The sequence below is a fragment of the Streptomyces sp. NPDC053076 genome (assembly GCF_044546845.1).
Classification (GTDB): domain Bacteria; phylum Actinomycetota; class Actinomycetes; order Streptomycetales; family Streptomycetaceae; genus Streptomyces.
Genome location: NZ_JBITZL010000002.1, coordinates 1,074,943 through 1,099,364 on the forward strand (window position 1 = coordinate 1,074,943; position 24,422 = coordinate 1,099,364).

21 protein-coding genes are annotated in these 24,422 nt (G+C 71.8%); 11 read left to right on the forward strand and 10 right to left on the reverse strand.

Features of this window, described 5'->3' with window-relative positions; translation table 11 throughout:
• Positions 1-353 precede the first annotated feature (353 nt).
• The 5 genes from ACIGYR_RS12080 to ACIGYR_RS12100 all read left to right on the forward strand — a co-directional run bounded on the left by ACIGYR_RS12080 (position 354) and on the right by ACIGYR_RS12100 (position 5,172).
• Positions 354-1,271: a TraR/DksA C4-type zinc finger protein gene (locus ACIGYR_RS12080; RefSeq protein ID WP_399595455.1), complete on the forward strand. Its 918-nt coding sequence runs from the start codon at positions 354-356 to the stop codon at positions 1,269-1,271.
• A gap of 67 nt (positions 1,272-1,338) precedes the next feature.
• The gene (gene lspA / locus ACIGYR_RS12085) at positions 1,339-1,983 is read left to right on the forward strand and encodes a signal peptidase II (protein WP_399595453.1); all 645 of its coding nucleotides are present in this window, start codon (positions 1,339-1,341) and stop codon (positions 1,981-1,983) included.
• Positions 1,984-2,045: 62 nt separating this feature from the next.
• Complete coding sequence (locus ACIGYR_RS12090; RefSeq protein WP_391839194.1) at positions 2,046-2,990, forward strand: RluA family pseudouridine synthase; 945 nt, start codon at positions 2,046-2,048, stop codon at positions 2,988-2,990.
• Positions 2,987-3,454 carry a GNAT family N-acetyltransferase gene (locus ACIGYR_RS12095; protein WP_399595451.1) on the forward strand — a complete coding sequence of 156 codons (468 nt, stop codon included), beginning with the start codon at positions 2,987-2,989 and terminating at the stop codon, positions 3,452-3,454. Before ACIGYR_RS12090 ends, ACIGYR_RS12095 begins: the two co-directional genes overlap by 4 nt.
• A 131-nt stretch (positions 3,455-3,585) precedes the next feature.
• The gene (locus ACIGYR_RS12100) at positions 3,586-5,172 is read left to right on the forward strand and encodes a Na+/H+ antiporter (RefSeq protein ID WP_399595450.1); all 1,587 of its coding nucleotides are present in this window, start codon (positions 3,586-3,588) and stop codon (positions 5,170-5,172) included.
• A gap of 109 nt (positions 5,173-5,281) precedes the next feature.
• Here ACIGYR_RS12100 and ACIGYR_RS12105 read toward each other — a convergent pair whose 3' ends face one another.
• Positions 5,282-6,388, reverse strand: coding sequence for a mechanosensitive ion channel family protein (locus tag ACIGYR_RS12105; RefSeq protein WP_399595448.1), 1,107 nt, complete (start codon positions 6,386-6,388; stop codon positions 5,282-5,284).
• A gap of 107 nt (positions 6,389-6,495) precedes the next feature.
• Here ACIGYR_RS12105 and ACIGYR_RS12110 point away from each other — a divergent pair, with 107 nt between their 5' ends.
• On the forward strand, positions 6,496-7,065 hold the full coding sequence (locus tag ACIGYR_RS12110; RefSeq protein ID WP_399595447.1) for a dienelactone hydrolase family protein: 570 nt from the start codon (positions 6,496-6,498) through the stop codon (positions 7,063-7,065).
• Positions 7,066-7,146: 81 nt separating this feature from the next.
• On the opposite strand, the gene ACIGYR_RS12115 is transcribed toward ACIGYR_RS12110, so the two are convergent.
• The 4 genes from ACIGYR_RS12115 to ACIGYR_RS12130 all read right to left on the reverse strand — a co-directional run bounded on the left by ACIGYR_RS12115 (position 7,147) and on the right by ACIGYR_RS12130 (position 11,916).
• The gene (locus ACIGYR_RS12115; RefSeq protein WP_391839203.1) at positions 7,147-8,817 is read right to left on the reverse strand and encodes an alkaline phosphatase D family protein; all 1,671 of its coding nucleotides are present in this window, start codon (positions 8,815-8,817) and stop codon (positions 7,147-7,149) included.
• Positions 8,818-8,897: 80 nt separating this feature from the next.
• Positions 8,898-9,710, reverse strand: coding sequence for a DsbA family protein (locus ACIGYR_RS12120; RefSeq protein WP_399595446.1), 813 nt, complete (start codon positions 9,708-9,710; stop codon positions 8,898-8,900).
• A gap of 125 nt (positions 9,711-9,835) precedes the next feature.
• Entirely contained in the window at positions 9,836-10,522 is a 687-nt protein-coding gene (locus ACIGYR_RS12125) for a hypothetical protein (protein ID WP_399595444.1), read from the reverse strand.
• Positions 10,523-10,590: 68 nt separating this feature from the next.
• A complete protein-coding gene (locus ACIGYR_RS12130) occupies positions 10,591-11,916 on the reverse strand; it encodes a DUF2252 domain-containing protein (RefSeq protein ID WP_391839208.1) in 1,326 nt (441 codons plus the stop codon).
• 226 nt (positions 11,917-12,142) lie between these two features.
• Between ACIGYR_RS12130 and dnaE the strand changes: the two genes are divergently transcribed.
• Entirely contained in the window at positions 12,143-15,682 is a 3,540-nt protein-coding gene (gene dnaE / locus ACIGYR_RS12135; RefSeq protein ID WP_391839210.1) for a DNA polymerase III subunit alpha, read from the forward strand.
• A gap of 71 nt (positions 15,683-15,753) precedes the next feature.
• On the opposite strand, the gene ACIGYR_RS12140 is transcribed toward dnaE, so the two are convergent.
• Entirely contained in the window at positions 15,754-15,924 is a 171-nt protein-coding gene (locus tag ACIGYR_RS12140) for a hypothetical protein (RefSeq protein ID WP_391839212.1), read from the reverse strand.
• Positions 15,925-16,149: 225 nt separating this feature from the next.
• Between ACIGYR_RS12140 and ACIGYR_RS12145 the strand changes: the two genes are divergently transcribed.
• From ACIGYR_RS12145 to ACIGYR_RS12160, 4 genes are all read left to right on the forward strand, one after another.
• Positions 16,150-17,373, forward strand: coding sequence for an NYN domain-containing protein (locus ACIGYR_RS12145; protein ID WP_399595441.1), 1,224 nt, complete (start codon positions 16,150-16,152; stop codon positions 17,371-17,373).
• Between the two features lie 63 nt (positions 17,374-17,436).
• Positions 17,437-18,447, forward strand: coding sequence for an ABC transporter ATP-binding protein (locus ACIGYR_RS12150; protein ID WP_391839215.1), 1,011 nt, complete (start codon positions 17,437-17,439; stop codon positions 18,445-18,447).
• Between the two features lie 64 nt (positions 18,448-18,511).
• On the forward strand, positions 18,512-19,333 hold the full coding sequence (locus ACIGYR_RS12155; protein WP_399595439.1) for an ABC transporter permease: 822 nt from the start codon (positions 18,512-18,514) through the stop codon (positions 19,331-19,333).
• Positions 19,334-19,367: 34 nt separating this feature from the next.
• Complete coding sequence (locus ACIGYR_RS12160) at positions 19,368-20,009, forward strand: AAA family ATPase (protein ID WP_399595437.1); 642 nt, start codon at positions 19,368-19,370, stop codon at positions 20,007-20,009.
• A gap of 172 nt (positions 20,010-20,181) precedes the next feature.
• Here the strand turns inward: ACIGYR_RS12160 and ybaK are convergent, their stop codons facing one another.
• The 4 genes from ybaK to ACIGYR_RS12180 all read right to left on the reverse strand — a co-directional run bounded on the left by ybaK (position 20,182) and on the right by ACIGYR_RS12180 (position 24,333).
• The gene (ybaK, locus tag ACIGYR_RS12165) at positions 20,182-20,685 is read right to left on the reverse strand and encodes a Cys-tRNA(Pro) deacylase (RefSeq protein WP_391839221.1); all 504 of its coding nucleotides are present in this window, start codon (positions 20,683-20,685) and stop codon (positions 20,182-20,184) included.
• A gap of 39 nt (positions 20,686-20,724) precedes the next feature.
• Positions 20,725-21,465 (reverse strand): LON peptidase substrate-binding domain-containing protein, encoded by a 741-nt coding sequence (locus ACIGYR_RS12170; protein WP_399595434.1) that lies wholly within the window; start codon positions 21,463-21,465, stop codon positions 20,725-20,727.
• Between the two features lie 11 nt (positions 21,466-21,476).
• The gene (locus ACIGYR_RS12175) at positions 21,477-22,529 is read right to left on the reverse strand and encodes a hypothetical protein (protein WP_399595433.1); all 1,053 of its coding nucleotides are present in this window, start codon (positions 22,527-22,529) and stop codon (positions 21,477-21,479) included.
• A 226-nt stretch (positions 22,530-22,755) separates the two neighbouring features.
• Entirely contained in the window at positions 22,756-24,333 is a 1,578-nt protein-coding gene (locus tag ACIGYR_RS12180; protein WP_391839225.1) for an oxidoreductase, read from the reverse strand.
• Positions 24,334-24,422 lie beyond the last annotated feature (89 nt).

Below are 24,422 nucleotides of genomic sequence, written 5' to 3' on the forward strand. Positions count from 1 at the left end.
CCGGGTCGCTCTGGGCTGCGTACGCCGCTACTCGTCCCCATCCACGCTTCTCGCTCCGCCCAGTGTACGGCGCGACGCGGACAGCGGCGGACCGGTTTTCCGCGGGGCGGGGGCGCACGTCGCGCGACCGGGTCGCGTGACCCGAATGGCGAGGGGGCCGGCGTGCGGGTCCGGGCCGGCCGGGCGCGGCGGATTACCCGGCGGGGAGCGGGGCACAACGGATGCAGGCCCGTGGGCTGGGGGGTGCGGGCGGGCGAATCGGGCGGTGTGCCCCGTTGCCGTGGGACTCAAGTCGATTTATCGTCCCAGCACGATTCGCGAGCAAGATCACAATATGTGAAGGGGCCGCGGCCATGGTGGCGAAGAAGACCGCCGTACAGCAGCCGGCGACCGGGAAAACCGGCGCGAGGTCTGCCACCGAGAAGACGGCCCCGGGCAGGACGGCCGCCCCACAGACGGCTGCCGAGACCGCGGTCGCCACGGAGAAGGCCGCTGAGAAGACGGTCGCCGGGGAGCCGGCCGCCGGGACGGCGGCCGCCAGGAAGACGGCCGGGAAGAAGGCGGCCGGGAAGAAGACCGCCGCGAGGAGGACGGCCGCGGGGAAGACGGCCGTCGGCGAGACGGTTGCCGAGAGAACGGTCGCCAAGGAGACGGTCGCCAAGAAGGCCGTGGCCAAGAAGGCCGTCACCCAGAAAAGCACCGGTGACAAGGCCGCGGCGAGGGACGCGGCAGGGAAGAGCACGGCCAAGAAAGCGGGCGCGGCGCAGGCCGCGAAGCAGACGGGAGCCACGACGGTGGTTACGAAGAAGACTCCTGGCACGGCCATGACGGACCAGACCGCCGTCCCCAAGGCGCGAGTCGCCGCGGCGGAGCCCGGCGAGCTGGCGGTGCGCCCCGGAGAGGACCCCTGGACCGATGAGGAGGTCGCCGAGGCCCGCACGGAGCTGGAGTCCGAGATGGAGCGGCTGCGCGAGGAGATCAGTTCGTCCGAGGCGTCCCTGGTCGGCCTGATGCGCGACTCCGGGGACGGCGCGGGCGACGACCAGGCCGACACCGGCACCAAGAACATCACGCGCGAGCACGAGCTGGCGCTGGCCGCCAACGCGCGCGAGATGCTCACCCAGACCGAGCGTGCCCTGGAACGGCTGGACGCGGGCACCTACGGCCTGTGCGAGAACTGCGGCAACCCCATCGGCAAGGCCCGTATGCAGGCGTTCCCGAGGGCCACCCTGTGCGTGGAGTGCAAGCAGAAGCAGGAACGCCGCTCCTGAGCGTGGGGCGCCGCCGGACCGTGCCGTAGTCTCGTCCCCAGTCAGGCACCTAGGTTGAGGGACTCACGTGGCAGAGGCGGAGCGCATCATCGGTACGCCGGACACCCCGGACGGTGACGGCGAGCAGACGGCGGCGGCCGGAGCGCCCGCCGGCACCGGCGCGGCCGATGCGTCCGGGGAGGCCGGCGCCGGCGAGTGGCGGGCACCGGCGCAGCGGCAGACCGGCCGCGGGCGCCGGATCGCCGTGCTGTTCGCGGTGGCCGTGTTCGCGTACGCGCTCGACCTGATCAGCAAGCTGCTCGTCGTCTCCCGGCTGGAGGGCCACGCGCCGATCCGGCTCGTCGGGGACCTGCTGGAGCTGCACGCCATCCGCAATCCGGGCGCGGCCTTCGGCTTCGGCGCCGCCTTCACGATCATCTTCACGCTGATCGCCGCGGCCGTGATCGTGGTGATCATCCGGCTGGCCCGCAAGCTGTACAGCTTCCCCTGGGCGGTCGCGCTCGGCCTGCTGCTCGGCGGCGCGCTCGGCAATCTCACCGACCGGATCTTCCGCGCGCCGGGCGTCTTCGAGGGCGAGGTGGTGGACTTCATCGCGCCCAAGGGCTTCGCGGTGTTCAACCTCGCCGACTCGGCGATCGTGTGCGGCGGCGTCCTGATCGTGCTGCTGTCCTTCCGCGGTCTGGACCCCGACGGCACGGTCCACAAGGACTGAGTACGGGGCACTTGTCCACAGGCTCGTTCGGGTGCGGCGGAGCCGTCCGGCATACTCGACGGGTGAGCACGCTTCCCGAGATCCGAACCCTGCCCGTGCCCGACGGCCTGGAGGGCGAGCGCGTCGACGCCGCCATCTCCCGCATGTTCGGCTTCTCCCGCACGAAGGCGGCGGATCTGGCCGCGGCCGGCAAGGTCCAGGTCGACGGAGCGGTGGTCGGCAAGTCCGAGCGGGTGCGCGGCGGCGCGTGGCTGGAGGTCGAGATGCCGCAGGCGCCCGCGCCGGTGCAGGTGGTCGCCGAGCCGGTCGAGGGCATGGAGATCGTGCACGACGACGATGACGTGGTCGTGATCGTCAAGCCGGTCGGCGTGGCCGCGCACCCCTCGCCGGGCTGGTCCGGCCCCACCGTCATCGGCGGTCTCGCCGCCGCCGGGTACCGGATCTCCACCTCGGGTGCCGCCGAGCGCCAGGGCATCGTGCACCGCCTCGACGTCGGCACCTCGGGCCTGATGGTGGTCGCCAAGTCGGAGCGCGCCTACACCTCGCTCAAGCGCCAGTTCAAGGAGCGCACGGTCGACAAGCGCTACCACACCCTCGTCCAGGGCCACCCGGACCCGACGAGCGGCACGATCGACGCCCCCATCGGCCGCCACCCGAACCACGACTACAAGTGGGCGGTGACGGCCGAGGGCAAGCCCTCGGTGACCCACTACGACCTCGTCGAGGCGTTCCGCGCCGCCTCCCTGCTGGACGTGAAGCTGGAGACGGGCCGCACCCACCAGATCCGCGTCCACATGGCCGCCCACCGCCACCCCTGCGTCGGCGACCTCACCTACGGCGCCGACCCGACGCTCGCCAAGCGGCTGCGCCTGACCCGCCAGTGGCTGCACGCCGTACGCCTCGGTTTCGAGCACCCCGGAGACGGCGCCTGGGTGGAGTTCGAGAGCGGCTACCCCGAGGACCTCCAGCAGGCCCTCGACCAGGTCCGCGAGGAGACGTGGGCGTGACCACGCCCTACGCCGTCCGGGTCGCCGAGGACCCCGCCGACCGCGAGGCGTGCTTCGCGGTCCGCAAGGAGGTCTTCGTGGTCGAACAGGGCGTCGACGAGAACATCGAGTACGACGCCTACGACGCCGTGGCCGTGCACGTGCTGGCGGTCCGCGAGGACGGGGTGCCGCTGGGCACCGGGCGGCTGCTGTTCGGTGAGGCGGCGGCCACGAAGACCGGCGGGGACCCGGCGGTCGGCTCGCTGGGGCGGCTCGCCGTGTCCCGGGCGGCGCGCGGGCTCGGCGTCGGCGCGGCCCTGGTGCGCGCCATCGAGGACGCGGCCCGCGCGCGCGGCCTCGTGTCGGTGGACCTGCACGCGCAGACCCACGCCCTGGGCTTCTACGAGCGCCTCGGCTACGCGGTGTACGGTCCGGAGTTCCCGGACGCCGGCATCCCGCACCGGGCGATGCGCCGGGCCCTGTAGGAGCCGTACGGCGGGCGGCACGCGGGTGAGCTGCCGGCCACGCCCCGGACACAGCCGGTCGCGGGGAACCCGCAGGTTGCGCGGTGGCAGACTTGAGGCCCGTGTGATCGTCGACCCCCGGAGCGCCGTCCGTGGATCAGCTGGCTCTGTTGTTCGTTCTGCTGCTCGGGGCTCTGGTGAGCGTCCCGGTGGGCGACCGGCTGGGGGTGCCGGCGCCGGTCCTGATGACCTTGGTCGGCGGGGCCCTGGCGGTGGCCGACTTCGTGCCCGACGTGAACATCCCGCCCGACCTGATCCTGCCGGGGCTGCTGCCACCGCTGCTCTACGCCGCCGTCCGCCGGACCTCCTGGCGGCAGTTCGCGGCCAACGTCCGCCCGATCTTCCTGCTGGCCGTCGCCCTGGTGTTCGTGACGACGGTGTGCGTGGCGTTCGTCGCCAACGCGATCGTGCCGGGGCTGCCGATCGCCGCCGCCGTCGCGCTCGGCGCCCTGATCGCGCCGCCCGACCCGGTCGCCGCGACCAGCGTCGCCGGACAGCTGGGGCTGCCGCGCCGCCTGGTGTCGATCCTGGAGGGCGAGGGGCTCTTCAACGACATCACGGCCATCGTGCTCTACCACGTGGCGATCGCCGCCGCCGTGAGCGGCGCGTTCTCGCCCTGGCGGGCGGGGCTGGACCTCGTGCTGTCCGCGGTCGTCGCGGTCGTCGTGGGCCTGGCGCTGGGCTGGGGCGCGAACAAGCTGATGGACCTGCTGGGTGATCCCACCCTCCAGATCGGCATGACGCTGCTGGTGCCGTACGCCTCCTACGTGCTCGCGGAGAAGCTGCACGGCTCCGGAGTGCTCGCCGTGCTCACCACGGCGCTCTTCCTCGCCGAGTACGCCACCGACGCCGACGACGTGATGACCCGGCTCGCCGGGCACACGTTCTGGGACATCATCGACACCCTCGTCACGGGCGTCGCCTTCGGGCTCATCGGTCTGGAGCTGCACAACGCCATCCGCACGGCCCAGGGGCGGTGGGCCGAGATGCTCGGCTGGGCGGCCGCCGTGGTGGGTGTGGTGGTCGTCGTACGGCTGATGTGGCTGCTGCCGGCGACCTGGCTGACCAAGCGGCTGCACGCGCGCCGGGACTACGACGAGGAGATCCCGGTGAGCTGGCGGGAGACCGTCGTGATGTGGTGGTCCGGAATGCGCGGGGTGGCCTCGGTGGCGCTGGCGCTGGCCGTGCCGCTCAAGACCGCGGACGGCACTCCGTTCCCGGACCGGGACGAGATCATCTTCATCGCCTTCGGGGTGATCGTCGTCACGCTGGTACTCCAGGGGCTGACGCTGCCCTGGCTGGTGAAGCGGCTCGGGGTCCGGGCCGACTCCGAGCGGGAGAAGGAGTTCGAGAAGGAGCTGGCGGTGCGCGCCGCGAAGGCGGCCAAGCGCAGGCTGCGGGAGATCGAGCAGGTGGAGGACCTGTCCGAGGAACTGTCCGAACAGATGCTGCGGCGCGCCTTCGACATCGGGATCCGGATCAGCCCCGACATGGGGGAGGCGGAGCGGCGGGAGGCCCAGCGGCAGCGGGCCAAGCGGCTGAAGCGGGTGCGGCGCATCCAGAGCGAGATGCTGAGCGCCGCGCGGCACGAGGTGCTGGCCGCGCGGAGCGAGCCCGGGGCGGATCCGGAGGTCGTGGACCGGGTGCTGCGCCATCTCGACGTGCGCAGCCTCCGCTGAGGCTCCCCGGGAGACCCGGTGGGCCGCGGCCCTGCGCGGGGGAGACCCGGGGTGGCCCTGCGCGGGGGAGACCCGGGTTGGCCGCGGCCCTGCGCCGGAGAGATCCGGCTCAGCCGCGGCCCGTGCGCGGGAACTCGTAGGCCTTGCGGAGCGAGGAGCCGTCGGGGGAGGGGATCCGGTACGGCGGGAGCACCGCCTCCGAGGTGTTGACCCGGGGCAGCGCGTACGGATGCTCCGTCGACAGCCACGTGATCATGCGCTCGCGCACCGTGATCCGTACCGTCCATATGTCGTCGGCGTCCTTCGCGGTCACCAGCGCCCGCACCTCCATGGTGTTCGCCGTGGTGTCGGTCACCACCAGGTTGCAGGCGCGGCCGTCCCAGGCCGGGCACTCGCGCAGGATGTCCCGCAGCTTCTCGCGCATGGCCTCGACGGGCGCGCTGTGGTCGAGGTACCAGAAGACGGTGCCGGTCATCTGCGGGGTGCCGCGGGACCAGTTCTCGAACGGCTTGGACGTGAAGTACGACACCGGCATGGTGATCCGGCGCTCGTCCCACGTGCGGACCGTCAGGAACGTCAGGGTGATCTCATCGACCGTGCCCCACTCGCCGTCCACGACGACCGTGTCGCCGATGCGCACCATGTCGCCGAAGGCGATCTGCAGGCCCGCGAAAATGTTCGACAGCGTCGACTGGGCGGCCACACCGGCCACGATGCCCAGGATGCCGGCCGAGGCCAGCAGGGAGGCGCCCGCGGCGCGCATCGCCGGGAAGGTGAGCAGCATCGAGGCGATCGCCACGACGATGACGATCGCCGAGACCACCCGCATGATCAGTTCCACCTGCGTGCGCACCCGGCGTACCCGGGCCGCGTCGCGGTGGGCGCGCGCGTAACGGCTGTAGGAGGTCTCCACGATCGCCGCGGCGATCCGGATCGCCAGCCAGGCGGCGGAGCCGATGAGCACCAGGGTCAGCGTCCGGCCGAGGCCGACCTGATGCCGCTCCACGAGCTTCGCCTGGTCGTAGGAGCCTCTGAGCAGTGCGCTGCACAGGACGAGCTGGTAGGGGATGCGGCCGCGCCGTAGCAGCTCCCACAGCGGGGAGTCGGGACTGCGTTCGTCGGCGGTGCGCAGCAGCCGGTCGGTGGCCCACCCGATGGCAAGGGTGAGCAGTACCGAGCCGCCGAGCACGATCAGGGGCCGGAGTACGTTCTCCATGCCTGGGCGCCTAACCCGGCTCGTGGGGGGATGAACATGTGTGTTCCCGGCCAGGCTGGGTAGGGCCGCGGTGCGGCCGGGTTGTCCCCGGCTGGCACCATGGCCTCATGAACATCATGCTCTTTCACTCGACCTACGGGCTCAGGCCCGCGGTGCGGGACGCCGCGGACCGGCTGCGCGCGGCGGGCCACGAGGTGTGGACGCCGGACCTCTTCGAGGGGCGCACGTTCGACACCGTCGAGGAGGGCATGGAGTTCAAGGAGCGCGTCGGCAAGGAGGAACTGCTGAAGCGGGCCGTGCTGGCGGCGGCGCCGTACTCCGACCGGGGGCTGGTGTACGCCGGGTTCTCGCTCGGCGCCTCCGTCGCGCAGACCCTCGCCCTCGGCGACGCCAAGGCGCGCGGGCTGCTGCTCCTGCACGGCACGTCGGACATCGCGCACACCGCGCACGTGGACGAGCTGCCGGTGCAGCTGCACGTGGCCGAGCCGGACCCGTTCGAGACGGACGACTGGCTGAGCGCCTGGTATCTGCAGATGGGCCGGGCGGGGGCCGATGTGGAGGTCTACCGGTACGCCGGGGCCGGGCACCTGTACACCGACCCCGGCCTGCCGGACTACGACGCGGAGGCCGCCGAGGCCACCTGGCGGGTGGCGCTCGGCTTCCTCGACAGCCTCTAGCGGTAGTCACGGTCCGTAACGGAAGTCACGGTCCGTAGCGGTGGCCGGAGTCCTCAGCGGCGGTCACTGCTGTAGCGGTGGTCACACCGGGTCGTAGGTCCGCTCGATCTGCTGCGTGCCGCTGCGGGTGCGGTAGGAGCGCGCCCAGCTGGAGGTGGCGTCGCGGGTGGTGCGGTCGGACACGACGTAGTAGTCCATCTGCGCGTGGTCGGCGGTGATGTCCAGCACGCCGTAGCCGTGCCGGTCGGTGTCCACCCAGTGGACGTGCCGGTTGGCGGCCTTGATGACCGGGGAGGCGATCGCGGAGACCACTCCTTCCGGCACCTTGACGATGTCGTCCAGGTTGTCGGAGGTCACCGAGGTCACCACGAACTCGGTGGCCGCCGACGCCGACAGGGGGTAGGTGCCCGCGTCCACCGGCACGTCGTTGGCCCACGCCATGTGGATGTCACCGGTCAGGAAGACCGTGTTGCCGATGGCGTTGGAGCGCAGATGGGCCAGCAGCTCACGGCGGTCGTCGGTGTAGCCGTCCCACTGGTCGGTGTTGGCGGCGATGCCCTCCTGCGGCAGCCCGAGCAGCTTGGCGAGCGGCTTGAACAGGTCGGCGGAGAGGGAGCCGAACGAGAACGGCGAGATCATCACCGAGTTGCCCACCAGCCGCCACTTGGTGTCGGAGGCTTTCAGGCCGGCCTTCAGCCAGTCCAGTTGGGCGCGCCCGGTGAGCGTGCGGTCCGGGTCGTCCACCGAGCCGCTCGCCGTGGACGCCTGCTGGGACCGGAAGGAGCGCAGGTCCAGCAGGGAGAGGTCGGCGAGCTTGCCGAAGCGCAGCCGTCGGTAGGTGGTGCCGGCGACGGCCGTGCGGACCGGCATCCACTCGAAGTACGCCTGCTTGGCGGCGGCCTGACGGGCCGCCCAGGTGCCCTCGGCGCCCTCGGTGTGGTTGACCGCGCCGCCCGACCAGGCGTTGTCGGCGAACTCGTGGTCGTCCCAGATCGCGATGACCGGCGCCTTCACGTGCAGCGCCTGGAGGTCGGGGTCCGTCTTGTACTTGGCGTGCCGGATCCGGTAGTCGGTGAGGGTGAGGATCTCGTTGGCCGGCGCGTGCGGGCGGACCACCTGGCCCCGGGTCCCGTACTCACCGGACTTGTACTCGTAGATGTAGTCGCCGAGGTGCAGCCAGGCGTCGAGGTCGTTCCGGGCGGCGAGGTGGCGGTAGGCCGAGAAGTAGCCCGCCTCCCAGTTGGCGCAGGAGACCACGCCGAAGCGCAAGGAGGACACGTCCGCGTTCGCCGCCGGCGCGGTGCGGGTACGCGCCACCGGGGAGTCGGTGCCGCCCGCCGAGAAGCGGAACCAGTAGTCCGTGGCCGGGGCCAGGCCGCGGATGTCGGCCTTCACGGTGTGGTCGGAGGCTGCCGTCGCGGTGGTGGAGCCCTTGGCGACGATGGCGGTGAACGCCTTGTCCCGGGCGACGACCCAGCTGACCTCGGTGTCCGGGCCGACCCCGGAGCCCGGTATCGCCTCCGGCGTCGGGGTCACCCGGGTCCACAGCAGGACACCGTCGGGCAGCGGGTCGCCGGAGGCGACACCGTGCAGGAAGGCGGGGGCGTCCGTGGCGGCGCGGGCCGGCAGTGCGGCGGCCAGCGGGCCGGCCAGGACAGCGGTCGCCGCCGCGGCCTTGACGACCGTACGGCGGCGGGGCGCAAGCGAGTCGAGGCCGCGCGGGGCCTCGGCTGATCTGTATCGACTGGTCACGGACGATCAGGTTACTGATCGGTACGCGCCAGGGCGGGCGAACCCGTAAAAATTCGCCCGCCGTTCGACGTGTCGTCGGGTCAGCCCTTGAGGGCCGCGTCCAGCGCGGTGGTGAACTCCGCTGCGGACATCGGGGCGGTCTTGCCGTCGGCGCCCGTCAGGGCCTTGCCGTTCATCTTCAGGGTCGGCGTGCCCGAGATGCCGTCCTTGTCGAAGATCTTCGACTCCTCCAGCGCCCACCTGTCGTAGGTGCCGTCCTTGACGGCCTTCTGGAAGGCCGCGTTGCCCTTCAGGGCGGGGACCGTGTCGGCGATCTTGATCAGGTAGGCGTCGTCCTTGAACTTGTCGTCGGTCTCCTTGGGGTGCCACTTCGTGGAGTACATCGCGGACTTGTACTCGAAGAACGCCTCGGGGCTGACGTTCAGCGCGGCGCCGAGGGCGCTGAGCGCGTTCTTGGAGCCCTCGCCGGGCAGGCTGTTGTCGAGGAAGGTGGCGCCGACGTACTGAATCTTGAACTTGCCGGCGTCGAGGTCCTTCTTCACCGTCGACCCGACCGACTGCTCGAACGTCGCGCACACCGGGCAGCGCGGGTCCTCATACATGACCAGGGTCTTCTTGGCGCTGCTCTTGCCGAGGACGACCGTCGTGCCGTCCTTGCCGGAGGTGTTGGCCGGCTTGACGAGCTTGGCGTTCTTCGCGGCCTCCCAGTAAGCGGGCTTGTTCATCTGGACGACGGCGTAACCGATGCCGCCGGCCGCGGCCAGCACGGCCACGACCGAGGCGGCGACGACCAGTTGCCGCTTGACCTTGTCGCGCTTGGCCTGCCGCTCGCGCTCCTGGCGCAGCCGCTCCCGGGCCGCCGTCTTCGCCGCCTGGCTGTTCCGCTTGCTCATAGTGGTGATCTCCATGTGGGACGCGCACACGTCGTACGCGGGATACGTGTGGGGGACTGATCGTGCTCAGGTGCCGTCCGCCGCGGGAGAGCGGCTGGCGCTCCGGCGGGAGCGGTCGTCGTCGCTCAGACGAGGGCGGCGGCGGGGGAGCACGGCGGTCCACGCCGTCCCAGGGAGTGCACGAGGAGCCGGTCGCGGGCGAGGGCGGCGCGCGGGGCCGGGCGGGGCAGCCGGCGCCCCGGCAGTGGCCGTACGGCGACCGCGGCCACCGCCAGCAGCAGCGGCCGGAAGGTGCAGCCGGCGACCGCGCGCAGCAGCTGGGCCAGCGCCCGCTCGCCCCGGCGCAGCCAGGCGGCGGCCAGCAGGCCCACGCCGACGTGCGCGGCGAGCAGCAGCCAGGCGGCGGCCGGGCTGGCGTGGGCGAGCAGCGTTCCGGTGTGGCCGGGATCGCTGGTCACCTGGGCCAGCGGGGTGCCCACCCGCCCGTCGCACAGCACGTCCAGGCCGACCGCGCGCAGCGGGCCGGCGACCGGGCCGCCCGCCCGGCCGTAACAGGCGTGCTGGCCGGTGGTGAACACCGTGTCGGCGGCCAGCTCCAGCGGGACCAGCAGGGCCGCGATCCGGCCGAAGCCCCGCTCGCGGCCCGCCAGCGCGTACGCGGTGACGAACACCCCGGCGGCGACCGCGCCCACGGTCGCCGGCGGCAGGGGGGCCCGGGACAGCAGCACGTGCGACGCGGTGCTGAGCGTCACGACGAAGGCCGTGAACAGCACCGCGCGCACGGCTCTGAGCGGGGTCCCGGATATGTCCATAGCGAGAGCAGAGTCTGTCACGTACGCGGGTAAGAGACCCCTAAAGGGTGCCTGTGAACCGGCGGGACCTACAGCCCCGGGATGCGGCCGTTGCGGAACAGGTCGACGAAGATCTGGTGGTCCGCACGCGCGCGAGCGCCGTAGCTGTGCGCGAAGTCCACCAGCAGGGGCGCGAAGCCCTCCTCGTCGGCCGCGAGTGCCGCGTCGATGGCCCGCTCGGTGGAGAACGGCACCAGGGACTCACCGGAGGTGTCGTCCGCCGCCGCGTGCATGGTGGCGGTGGCCCGGCCCAGGTCGGCGACGACGGCGGCGATCTCCTCCGGGTCGTCGATGTCGCCCCAGTCCAGGTCCACGGCGTACGGCGAGACCTCGGCGACCAGCTGGCCCGCGCCGTCCAGCTCGGTCCAGCCGAGCCACGGGTCGGCGTGCGCCTGCAGGGCACGCTGGGAGATCACCGTGCGGTGGCCCTCGTGCTGGAAGTACCCCGCGATGGCCGGATCGGTGATGTGCCGGGAGACGGCCGGGGTCTGGGCCTGCTTGATGTAGATCACGACGTCGTTCTCCAGGGCGTCGCTGTGGCCCTCCAGGAGGATGTTGTACGACGGCAGGCCCGCCGAACCGATGCCGATGCCACGGCGGCCCACGACGTCCTTCACCCGGTAGGAGTCCGGGCGGGCCAGGGAGGAGTCCGGCAGTGTCTCCAGATAGCCGTCGAAGGCCGCGAGGACCTTGTAGCGGGTGGCCGCGTCCAGCTCGATGGAGCCGCCGCCCGGGGCGAAGCGGCGCTCGAAGTCGCGGATCTCGGTCATCGACTCCAGCAGCCCGAAGCGGGTCAGCGAGCGGGCGTCGCGCAGCGCGTCCAGCAGCGGACCCTGCGCGGTGTCCAGCGTGAACGGCGGCACCTCGTCCCGCTTGGCGCCCGTGGCCAGGGCGTGGATGCGCTCGCGGTACGCGGTGGCGTAGACGGTCACCAGCTCGGTGATCTGCGCGTCGCTGAGCGCCTTCGCGTACCCGATGAGCGCGACGGACGCCGCGAAGCGCTTGACGTCCCAGGTGAACGGGCCGACGTAGGCCTCGTCGAAGTCGTTGACGTTGAAGACCAGGCGGCCGTTGGAGTCCATGTACGTGCCGAAGTTCTCCGCGTGCAGATCGCCGTGGATCCACACGCGCGAGGTGCGGTCGTCCAGGTACGGGCCGCCGCGCTTCTCCGCGTCGAGGTCGTGGTAGAAGAGGCCCGCCGTGCCTCGGTAGAACGCGAACGCCGAGGCCGCCATCTTCCGGAATTTCACCCGGAACGCGGCCGGGTCGGCGGCCAGGAGCCGGCCGAAGGCGGTGTCGAAGACGGCGAGGATCTCCTCGCCGCGCTGCTCGTCGTTGAGCTGGGGGACCGACATCGCGGGGTGCCTCCTGGTGCGGGACGGGTGATGCGTGAATGTGTATGAATGGGTACGACAGCGCTTCCGCCGTCTCCAACGGGCGACGCCACGCGGGAGTGCCCGGTTCCCGCATGAAGGTACGCGGACGCGGCCCTCGCGTGTCAGTGCCGGGGCATAGACTTCGACGCTGTCCCCCGGAGTGTCCGCCCATCCGTCGCCCAGTGTTTCCGTTGGAGGCCATACCGTGTCAAAGCCGCCCTTCACGCACCTGCATGTCCACACCCAGTACTCACTGCTGGACGGTGCCGCGCGGCTGAAGGACATGTTCAACGCCTGCAACGAGATGGGCATGACGCACATCGCCATGTCCGACCACGGCAACCTCCATGGGGCGTACGACTTCTTCCACTCCGCGAAGAAGGCCGGAATCACCCCGATCATCGGCATCGAGGCGTATGTCGCCCCCGAGTCCCGGCGCAACAAGCGCAAGATCCAATGGGGCCAGCCGCACCAGAAGAGGGACGACGTCTCCGGTTCCGGTGGCTACACCCACAAGACGATGTGGGCGGTGAACAAGACCGGCCTGCACAACCTCTTCCGGCTGTCCTCGGACGCGTACGCGGAGGGCTGGCTGCAGAAGTGGCCCCGGATGGACAAGGAGACCATCGCCCAGTGGTCCGAGGGGATCGTCGCCTCCACCGGCTGCCCCTCCGGCGAGGTGCAGACCAGGCTCCGCCTGGGCCAGGAGGAGGAGGCCCTCAAGGCGGCGGCGGACTACCAGGACATCTTCGGCAAGGACCGCTACTTCCTGGAGCTGATGGACCACGGCATCGAGATCGAGCACCGGGTCCGTGACGGTCTGCTGGAGATCGGCAAGAAGCTCGGCATCCCCCCGCTGGTCACCAACGACTCGCACTACACGTACGCGCACGAGGCGGGCGCCCACGACGCCCTGCTGTGCATCCAGACCGGCAAGAACCTCTCCGACCCCGACCGCTTCAAGTTCGACGGCACCGGCTACTACCTGAAGTCCACGGACGAGATGTACGCCATCGACTCCTCGGACGCCTGGCAGGAGGGCTGCGCCAACACGCTCCTCATCGCCGAGATGGTCGACACCGCCGGCATGTTCGAGGCGAAGAACCTCATGCCGAAGTTCGACATCCCGGAGGGCTACACCGAGGTCACCTGGTTCAAGGAGGAGGTCCGCCGCGGCATGGAGCGCCGCTTCCCCGGCGGTGTCCCGGAGGACCGCCAGAAGCAGGCCGAGTACGAGATGGACGTCATCATCCAGATGGGGTTCCCGGGTTACTTCCTCGTGGTCGCCGACTTCATCATGTGGGCCAAGAACAACGGCATCGCGGTGGGCCCCGGCCGTGGTTCCGCGGCCGGCTCGATCGTCGCGTACGCCATGGGCATCACCGACCTCGACCCGATCCCGCACGGCCTGATCTTCGAGCGGTTCCTCAACCCCGAGCGCGTCTCGATGCCCGATGTCGACATCGACTTCGACGAGCGCCGGCGCGTCGAGGTCATCCGGTACGTGACGGAGAAGTACGGCGCCGACAAGGTCGCCATGATCGGCACCTACGGCAAGATCAAGGCGAAGAACGCGATCAAGGACTCCGCGCGCGTGCTGGGCTACCCGTACGCCATGGGTGACCGCCTCACGAAGGCGATGCCCGCCGACGTCCTCGGCAAGGGCATCGACCTGAACGGCATCACGGACCCTTCGCACCCCCGCTACAGCGAGGCGGGCGAGATCCGCTCGATGTACGAGAACGAGCCGGACGTGAAGAAGGTCATCGACACCGCCAAGGGCGTCGAGGGCCTGGTCCGGCAGATGGGCGTGCACGCGGCCGGCGTGATCATGTCCAGCGAGACCATCACCGAGCACGTCCCGGTCTGGGTGAGGCACACCGACAACGTGACCATCACGCAGTGGGACTATCCGAGCTGTGAGTCGCTCGGCCTGCTGAAGATGGACTTCCTCGGCCTGCGCAACCTCACGATCATGGACGACGCCGTCAAGATGGTGAAGGCCAACAAGGGCGTCGACATCGACCTGCTGAGCCTCCCGCTGGACGATCCGACGACCTTCGAGCTGCTCCAGCGCGGCGACACCCTCGGCGTCTTCCAGTTCGACGGCGGCCCCATGCGTTCGCTGCTGCGCCTGATGAAGCCCGACAACTTCGAAGACATCTCCGCCGTGTCGGCGCTCTACCGTCCGGGCCCGATGGGCATGGACTCGCACACCAACTACGCGCTGCGCAAGAACAAGCTCCAGGAGATCACGCCGATCCACAAGGAGCTCGAGGAGCCCCTCAGGGAGGTCCTGGACGTCACCTACGGCCTGATCGTCTACCAGGAGCAGGTACAGAAGGCCGCCCAGATCATCGCGGGCTACTCGCTCGGCGAGGCCGACATCCTCCGCCGTGTGATGGGCAAGAAGAAGCCCGACGAACTGGCGAAGAACTTCACCATCTTCCAGGCCGGAGCGAAGAAGAACGGCTACAGCGACGAGGCCATCCAGGCCCTGTGGGACGTGCTGGTCCCCTTCGCCGGCTACGCGTTCAACAAGGCGCACTCGGCGGCGTACGGCCTGGTGTCGTACTGGACCGCCTACCTCAAGGCGAACTACCCCGCCGAGTACATGGCCGCCCTGCTGACCTCCGTCAAGGACGACAAGGACAAGTCGGCGGTCTACCTCAACGAGTGCCGCCGCATGGGCATCCGGGTGCTCCCGCCGAACGTCAACGAGTCCGAGTCGAACTTCGCCGCCCAGGGCGACGACGTGATCCTCTTCGGTCTCTCCGCCGTCCGCAACGTCGGCACCAACGTCGTCGAGTCGATCATCAAGTGCCGCAAGGCCAAGGGGAAGTACGCCTCCTTCCCCGACTACCTCGACAAGGTCGAGGCGGTGGTCTGCAACAAGCGCACCACGGAATCGCTCATCAAGGCCGGTGCCTTCGACGAGATGGGGCACACCCGCAAGGGGCTCACCGCGCAGTACGAGCCGATGATCGACAATGTGGTCGCGGTCAAGCGCAAGGAGGCCGAGGGCCAGTTCGACCTCTTCGGCGGCATGGGCGAGGAGACCAGCACCGAGCCCGGCTTCGGACTCGACGTGGAGTTCGGCACCGACGAGTGGGACAAGACCTACCTGCTCGCCCAGGAGCGGGAGATGCTCGGTCTGTACGTCTCCGACCACCCGCTCTTCGGCCTGGAGCACGTCCTCGCCGACAAGGCCGACGCGGGTATCTCCCAGCTGACCGGCGGCGAGCACTCCGACGGGGCCGTCGTCACCATCGGCGGCATCATCTCCGGCCTCCAGCGCAAGATGACCAAGCAGGGCAACGCCTGGGCCATCGCCACCGTGGAGGACCTGGCGGGCTCCATCGAGTGCATGTTCTTCCCGGCCACCTACCAGCTGGTGTCGACCCAACTCGTCGAGGACGCCGTGGTCTTCGTCAAGGGGCGGCTCGACAAGCGCGAGGACGTGCCCCGGCTCGTCGCCATGGAGTTGATGGTCCCGGACCTGTCCAACGCGGGCACCAACGCGCCGGTGATCCTCACCATCCCGGCCACCAGGGTCACTCCGCCCATGGTCAGCCGCCTCGGCGAGATCCTCAGCCACCACAAGGGCGACAGCGAGGTCCGGATCAAGCTCCAGGGCCCGCGCAAGACCACCGTGCTCCGCCTGGACCGGCACCGGGTCAAGCCCGACCCGGCGCTGTTCGGCGACCTGAAGGTGCTGCTCGGCCCGTCCTGCCTGGCCGGCTGAGGCCGTCCCGGCATGAAGGGGCGCACCCGAGACGGGTGCGCCCCTTACGTGTGCCGGGCTTCAACTGCCCTTTAGTTGTGGCCGAAGCTCTTCTGCTTCTTGTTGCGCGCGGCATCCGAAGGGCTGCCCGGGACGGCCGCCATCGGCGGCTCGTGCTCCTCCGCGGAAGGACGCTGCGCGTGTTCGCCGTGCTGCGCGCGGTTCTGCGGACCGGCCTGCTTGCGGTTCTTGTTCTTGGCCATGGTGATCTGCCTCCTGTGGGGGATCTAGGGGCCAGGGCCGGATCCAGATTCACATAGGCTGATAACAGCCGCATGTCGGATAATTACCGTGTGTGACAGGGTCGGTGGGCGGACGAGATCCGGAAACGCCACGCCGAAGATCGAGTTCGGGCCGTTAACCCCCGCGCGGTCGGGCAGACTCGAAGGAAGTCCGAAGCAAAGCCTCCCGGGAAGAGGGTGAGTCGCGTGGACCGCTGCATCGTCCTGGTGGACGCCGGGTATCTGCTGGGAGCCGCCGCCAGCCTCCTCGCCGGTGAGCCCTCGCGATCCCGGATCACCGTCGACCACCCCGCGCTGATCCAGGCACTGCGGGAACGCGCGGAGTCCGACACCGAGCGCCCGCTGCTGCGCATCTACTGGTTCGACGGCGCCCCCGACCGGGTCCCCCAGCCGGAGCACCGCCGGCTGCGCGTGATGCCCCGGGTCACCGTCCGGCTGGGCGCTCTCACCCGCAGCGACGGACGCTGGGCGCAGAAGGGCGTCGACGCCGCCATGCACGCCGAGCTGACCGAGCTGGCCCGCAACCGGGCCTGCTCCGACGTCGTCCTCGTCACCGGCGACGGCGATCTGCTGCCCGGGATGATGGCGGCCAAGGAGCACGGCGTCGCCGTCCACCTGTGGGCCGTACAGGCCGCCGACGGTGACTACAACCAGTCCGAGGATCTGGTCGCCGAGGCCGACGAACGGCGCGTGCTGGACCGGGCCTGGATCACCCAGGCCGTCCGCGCCAAGGAGCTGACCGGCGTCTGCGCCACGCCACCCGCGCCCCGCCCCGAGATCGCCGCGATCCTCTCCGCGCCGCTGCCCGAGTCCGCGCCCGGCACGGCGGCCGAGCGGCCCCGCGAGCAGCCCGCGCACCCCCCGGCCACCCAGGCCGCGGAGAACGGCGCCGCGGAGCGGGTCCCGGCGGCCAAGGGCGTCCCCACCCCCAAGGATCTGGCCGTGCTGCGCGCACCCGGCAGCCAGCCCGTGCAGCACCCGGCGACCGCGACCCTGCGCTGGTCGTCCGACAAGGGCTGGGTCGAGCGGCCGGGCCCGGTCTCCGAGGCCCCCGAGGTGGCCTCCATGCCGACGCTGGCCCAGCTCACCACCGCCGAGCAGCGGTGGGCCGACCGGGAGGAGGACATCACCACCGTCGGCGGCGACCCGTACGAGGTGGGGCAGGTCTTCGCCCGCCGCTGGATGTCCCGGCTCGGCGACCAGACCCATCTGCAACGGCTCTCGCAGCTGTATCCGCGCATCCCGCACCGGATCGACGGGGAGCTGCTGCGGTACGCGGCGCGGTTCGGGCTGCTCGCGCACAAGGACGACCAGATCGACGAGCACGACCGTTACGCCATCCGGGCGGGGTTCTGGCGGGAGTTCGACGTTCCGGCGGCTGCCGAACCGCACGCGCCCACCGCTGACTGAATCCCGCGTAGCCGCCCCCGAAGGCGAGTAAAGACCCCCGACCCCGTAGGCTCGTCCCTTGTGATGACGCGCGCGGCACAGGCACTTCGGTACGACGAGGTCGTACGCGTGCGCGGGCTCAGCAAGACCTATCCGGCCGTACGGGGCCGCCGGGGCGCGTCCGGCACCCCCGAGGTGCGGGCCACCGACGGGGTGGAGCTGGACGTGCGCCGCGGCGAGGTCTTCGGACTGCTCGGCCCGAACGGCGCCGGCAAGTCCACCCTCGTACGGCAGCTCACCGGTCTGCTGCGCCCGGACACCGGCAGCGTCGAGATCCTCGGCCACGACATCGTGCGGCACCCCGAGCGGGCCGCCCGCCTCCTCGCCTACCTGGGCCAGGAGTCCACCGCCCTGGACGAGCTGACCGTCTCCCTCGCCGCCGAGACCACCGCACGTCTGCGCGGCCTGGACGCACGGCGGGCGCGGACCGAGCGGGACGCGGTGCTGGAGGAGCTGGGGCTCACCCCGATCGCGGGACGGGCGCTGAAGAAGCTGTCCGGCGGTCAGCGGCGGCTCGCCTGCTTCGCCACCGCCCTCGTCGGCGAGCGGCCACTGCTCGTGCTGGACGAGCCGACCACCGGCATGGACCCGGTGGCCCGGCGCGCCGTCTGGGCGGCCGTGGACCGGCGGCGGGCCGAACAGGGTACGACCGTGCTGCTGGTCACGCACAACGTCATCGAGGCCGAGACGGTCCTGGACCGGGTCGCCGTGCTCGACCAGGGCCGGGTCATCGCCTGCGACACCCCCGCCGGGCTCAAGGCACAGGTGGCCGGCGAGGTCCGGGTGGAGCTGGTGTGGCGGGAGCGGGCGCCGCTGGAGGTGCCCGAGGTGGCCGTCCTGCGGGAGCGGGCCGTGGAGTCCGGACGGCGCTGGACGCTGCGGCTCGCGCCCGAGGAGGCCCGCGCCGTCGTCGCCACCGTGACCGGCGGCGCCGCCTTCGCCGCCCTGGACGACTTCACGCTCGCCACGCCCAGCCTGGAGGACGTCTACCTGGCGCTGGGCGGCGAGGCGCGGCAGGGCCTGGTGAGGGCGTGAACGAGCGGGCCGCGGAATGCGTAGGGATCTGCGCGACTGCCGTAGGGAAGAGGAGCAGCTCGTCGTGAGTGTCGTACCCGCCGAGGTTCTGCCGGGCGGCGCCCGGGCCGTGCCGGAGACGGCGCCCCGCGCGGCCGAGCTGGGCCCGCCCGTGCGGCTGTGGCCGTCGCTGGTGGCCGTCTACCGGGCGCAGCTGTCCCGGGCCCGGGTGGCGCGGATCCCCTTGCTGTTCGTGGCGACCTTCCAGTCCGTCGGCATCACCGTGATGATGCGCGGAGTCGTGGACAGCGGCCCCGAGGCCCAGTCCGTGGTGGCCGGGTCGTCCGTGCTGGTCGTGGCGTACGTGGCGCTGAATCTGCTGTCGCAGTACTTCGGGCAGCTGCGGGCCAGCGGCGGCCTCGACCACTACGCCACGCTGCCGGTGCCGCCGGCCGCCGTGGTGCTGGGCGCGGCGGCGGCGTACGCCTCCTTCACCGTGCCGGGGACCGTGGTGACCGCCGTCTTCGGCTGCGCGCTGTTCGGACTGCCGCTGGCCAACCTGTGGATCCTGGTGGCGGTCATCCCGCTCGCCGGGGCCGCGCTGGCCGGGCTCGGCGCGGCCTGCGGGCTGCTCGCGCCCCGCCCGGAGCTGGCCACCCTGCTCGGGCAGCTGGGCATGTCGGCGGCGCTGCTGCTGGGCGTGCTGCCGGCCGACCGGATGCCGGAGGCCGTACGGCTGGCCCGCGATCTGCTGCCCTCGACCTACGGCGTGGAGGCGTACGCCCGGACCTTCGGGCCGCACCCGGACTGGGCCGTCGTCCTCGTTGACCTGGGGGTGTGCGCGGGGGTCGGAGTGGTCTCCCTGGCCGTGGCGACCCGGGCCTACCGCAGGGCCGCCGTCCGGTGACGCGGCGCACAGGGCGACCTGGCACGATGGCAGGGTGACCGCACCGTTGACTCCGCCACCGCCGCCGCACGACGACTCCCCGCACCAGGTCCGGCAGGCTCCGCCGACCGCCGGGGCCCCCGCCGGGGGCGGGTACGAACAGGACGGTCCCGGCCTGCGGACGGAACTGCGGGAGGCCGCCGTGCTCGCGGTGGTGTCGGCGCTCGGCGGAGTGCTGCTGGGGCTGCTGTGGTGGTGGCTGGCGCCACACGTGCCGCTGGTCGGCGACGAGATCGACAAGAGCTGGGCCGTCTACCTGAAGGACACCGAGGGAGAGCAGGCGGTCGGGGTGGACGGTACGTTCACCCTGCTGGGCCTCGCCTTCGGGCTGGTCATCGGGGTCGTGGCGTTTCTGTGGCGGCGGCGCGGGGGTGTGCCGCTCGTCGTGGCACTGGGCCTCGGCGGGCTGCTGGGATCCCTGCTGGCCTGGCGGCTCGGGGTCTGGCTGGGACCCGAGTCCGACGTGCTCGCGCATGCGCAGGCCGTCGGCAGGGGAGTGACGTTCCCGGCGCCGCTGAAGCTCTCGGCGAAGGGCGCGCTGCTGGCATGGCCGCTCGCCGGGTTGCTGGCGCACATCGGTCTGACCGCGCTGTTCGGGCCCCGGGATCCCGAGCCGCCGTATCCGCAGCAGCCGTAGCGCTCTCCGTCCGTCGGCCCGGCACGGCCGGCACGGTCGGCCGAAGAATGTTCAGGTCCGTCCGCTGGGCACGGCACAGCCGGCCGAAGAACGTTTCCGCCCGTCCGCCCGGCACAGCCGCCCGGCACAGCCGGCCGGGGCTGGTGTGCCGGGCGGCGGCGAGGGTGCCGTCTCAGTCCCGGCCGATCGGTGCCAGCACCGCGTCCGTCAGCTTCGCCAGGTCCTGCGGCGCCAGCTCCACCTCGAGACCTCGCCGGCCCGCCGACACACAGATCGTCGCGTGGGCCCCGGCCGAGTCGTCGAGGACCGTGCGCAGCCTCTTGCGCTGGCCCAGCGGGGAGATGCCACCGCGGACGTAGCCCGTGGTGCGCTCGGCCAGGGCCGGGTCGGCCATGGCCGCCCGTTTGCCGCCCACCGCCGCCGCCAGGGCCTTCAGGTCCAGGGAACCGGCCACCGGGACCACGCCGACCACCAGGGAGCCGTCCACGTCGGCCACCAGGGTCTTGAAGACGCGGTCGGGGGAGACGCCCATCGCCTCCGCCGCCTCCTCGCCGTAAGAGGGGTGGGAGGGGTCGTGGTCGTAGGCATGCACGGTGAAGTCCACGCCCGCCGTCGTCAGGGCGACCGTGGCGGGCGTACCACCGGACTGCTGCTGCTTCTTCGACTTCTTCGCCATCGCAGTGTCTGGGCCTCGGCCTTCCGGTCTTCCGGTTTCTCAGTTCAGGCTGGTCGGCGTCCGCGTCAGCTCGAACGCGGGCAACGACGGCAGGTTACGGATGATCGCCGTCTCCGCGCGAAGGAGTTTCAGCTCGTCCCGCAGCCGGGACGCGGTGTCCGGCGCCTGGAGCAGCCGCTGCTTGGTCGGTGTGTCGTGCACCATCGCCGCCGCCACCAGGTACGACACCACGCTCGGGTCGTCCGGCAGTTCGGCACCGGTGGACATCGACCGTTCCCGGGCGCCCGCCAGACGCTTCTGGTACTGGCGGAAGGAGCGCAGGACGCCCTCCGCCAGCGCGCCGGCCTCGTCCCCCGGCTCCTCCGGCAGCTCCTCCAGCTCGGCGGTGAGGAACGGGCCCGACGCGTCCACGGACAGCAGCCGCACCCGGGTCGTACCGGTCGCCAGCACCTCGAACGTGCCGTCGGACCGCTCCCGGATGGTCGCCGCGTCCGCCACACAGCCCACCTCGTGCAGGGCCTTGAGCGGATCGGGGCCGAAACCCGCGGCCGGGCCCCGCTCGGGCTGTGCCGTGGGATCCGGCATGCCCGGGGCGCTCGGCGCGATTTCGTGGCCGTCGCGGATGGCGGTGACGGCGAACCGGCGCGGCTCGTCCTCCGGGGTCTTCAGCAGATCGCGCATCATGGCGCGATAACGCTCCTCGAAGATGTTCAGCGGCAGCACGAGACCCGGGAACAGCACCGAGTTCAGCGGAAAGAGCGGGAGACGGGCGGTGGTCACGGCGCCCCAGCCTAATGGTCTGCGGCGCGGGCGTGTCCGCCGTGGCCGCCGAAGGGCTCCGGCGGCACCGGCAGCAGCCCGGCCGGGACGGGTCCCCGGCCCGCCGTCTCCAGGTGTTCGCGCAGGCGCAGGAAGTGGCCGAGCGGGTCGTCGGAGAACCGGTCCCAGGGGAACGAGGTGGCGTACGGGCCGATCAGCCGCAGCTGGATCCGGGCGTCCTCCCAGCGGTCCAGCCTGAGCAGGACGTACAGCAGCTTGTTGCGCACCTCGGCGGAAGCCGGGTCGGCCGCCGGGAGACGCCCGGACAGCGCGATCGCACGGTCCGCCGCCGCGCCCAGCCGGGCACGGGGCACGGCGGGCCCGCAGCCGTCGGTCAGGTAGCCGAAGGCCGCCCGGGCGGGCAGGGCCTGGACCAGCGAGTCGGCCGGGGCGTCCTGCGCGGCCCGGTCGGCGAAGTCGAAGCATTCGCGGTGTGAGCCGTGCCAGGAGGAGGCCAGGTAGCGCAGGGCGGCCACATGGCAGCCGTAGTGGTGCGGGGAGCGCCGGACGGCCGCCTCCCACAGTTCCTCGAAGTAGCGGTGTCCGGCCCGGGAGCCGCGCGCGTGGTCCAGTGCGAGCCGCCAGGGCACCGGGTCGCGGTCGTCGGCGCGGGCGGCGGCGGTGATCAGCGGGCTCACCTCGCGCAGCAGCTCGGCCCGGGCCGGCGAGGGCCAGGCGCGGTCCACCGCCAGCTGGGTGCCGACCAGCAGCGCCCCGGGGTCGTCCGGGGTGGTGGCACGCCACTCCTCGTACCACTCGGGGCGCGAGCGGGCGAAGGCGGCCAGGCGCCGCACGTACCGGTCCCGGGGCTCCCACTCGGCCGCGGCCCGGGTGGCGGCGAGCAGGCCGGCCGCGGTGGCCCACTCGCCCCGGCCGGCCGCGACGAGCGCGGGGGAGAGGCGGTCGTCGGGCGCGTCGAGCACGGCCTCGTCCCCGGCCGGTGGTCGGCCGGCCGGGCGCGCGGGGCGTTTGGTCATCCGGGTGGTGCGGATGAACGAAGGCAGCAGAGCCATGGTGCCGACCATTGAAGGTCCGCAGGTCGGGGCGGCGCCAGAGGGTTGTGGCAAGTCATGGAAGGTTGTACGGCGTACGGTCAAGGACCGGTAAAGGGTGAATGTTCATATTGTGTGCGCGTGCGGCGGGTGAGTGGTGTGAGTGAGCGATGTGCCGCGGTGGTGACGGCTCAGGGGCGGGGCGTGGGCGCCTCGGCCCGTCACCGGCGGGTGCACGGGCCCGCGGCCGTCCGTTCCGTCAGCTCCTGCGCAGCATCCGGGTCGCGCCCGCCGCCACCGTCGTCGCCAGGACCCAGCCGAGCAGGACCATCGCGGCCCCGACCCACTGCCAGCCGCCGCGCAGCTGCCATTGGCCGGCCTGGCCCAGGTCGATCACCGGCAGCAGCAGGTCCAGTGTGAACAGCGCCGGGTTCCAGGCCGGATGGCCGCCGGGGTTCATGGGCGGATGGTCCGCGTGCGCGAACGCGAGCGTGCCCGCCGCCCACAGCACCGCCATCCACACCGCGGCCCGGCCCGGGCGGTAGCCGTAGGCCACGGTCCAGTCCTGTGCGAACCCCCAGATCTTGGCGGCCGGCGGCAGCGTCTCGCGCCGCCGGCGCTGCTTGGCGAGGAGCACCTCGCGCGCGTCCTCGTCCTCCCCGGCGGCCCGCAGCACGGCGGCCAGCCGCTCGTACGGCTCCGGGGCGTACTCGGCGGTGGCCGCCGCCACCCAGTCCAGGCGCCGGGTCAGCGGGAACGGGCCCTGCGGCACCAGGTTCTCGTAGCTGAACCCGCCCATGTGCAGGTTGCCCGCGTCCGGCCAGCTGCTCGCGCGGTCCACCAGGGTCGTGATCCGGGCGCCCGACAGCAGGACCTTGCCGAGCTGCGGCTTGTCCCCGAGGAAGCGCAGCTCCGGCGTCTGCACGCGGCGCAGCGACAGCACCTGGTCGGCGGTGAGGACGAACCGGGCCCGCTCCAGGTCGACGGCGTCCCCGAACCGCCCGTCGTCCAGCCGCACCCCGCCCCGGCACTCGAACCGCTGGATGCGGGTCCCGCGCGCGGGGGTCGTGCCGCTCAGCAGCGGGCTGCCCACGCCGGCCGGGGTCAGATACAGGGTGCGCTCGACCGTCATCTGGGGGGCGTTCAGGGCGAAGCGGGAGTAGGGGTTGCTGAGCTGCGCGCCGCGCAGGCTGAGCGAGACGCCGACCTGGGCGCCGCGCAGGCTCATCTCGCCGTGCGACTCCAGCATCTCCGCCTGGAGGTCCTGGCCGACGGTCATGCCGTCGGCCGCGATCGACCGGCCGCTGCGGTCGCGGTACGCGATCACCTGGTTGAGCAGCAGGTCGGTGCCGATGTGCGCGTCCGTCAGCCGGACCCCGTTACGGAACCGGCAGCGGGGCAGATGGAGGTCGCCCTCCGTGTGCACCCGGGCCGCCTCCAGGCGCGGCACCGAGCAGTCCACCAGGCGTACGGTCGTGAACCGGGCCTCCGGCAGCCGGACCTCCTGGTCGAAGCGGCAGCCGCGCAGCTCCACGTACGGCGTGACCAGGCCGCCCGCCAGATCCAGGACGCCGGTGATCCGCACGCCGACGAGCTTCAGCGAGGACACCCGGCCGGCGAGCGCCGGCGGGCCGTCCAGCAGCAGCCAGCAGACGATGCGGGCCCGCACGGTCCGCTCCGGACCCCAGGGATGCCCGCCGTGCGGATCGTCCACCGCGAAGTCCCCGCTGCTCAGGTCGTACAGGCTGCCGTTGCGGAAGGCCTGCCACATGCCCGCCTCGGTCGCGGTCAGGTCGTCCGGCAGGTCCCCGGCGCGGACGCCGGTCCCCTCGGTCACCGCTCTTCCTTCTCCCTCGCCCCTGCGGGCTACTAGTGGGTCACTTGTGTCGTACTGGCGTTCATGCCCGGTGGGTGACGTCTCGAACA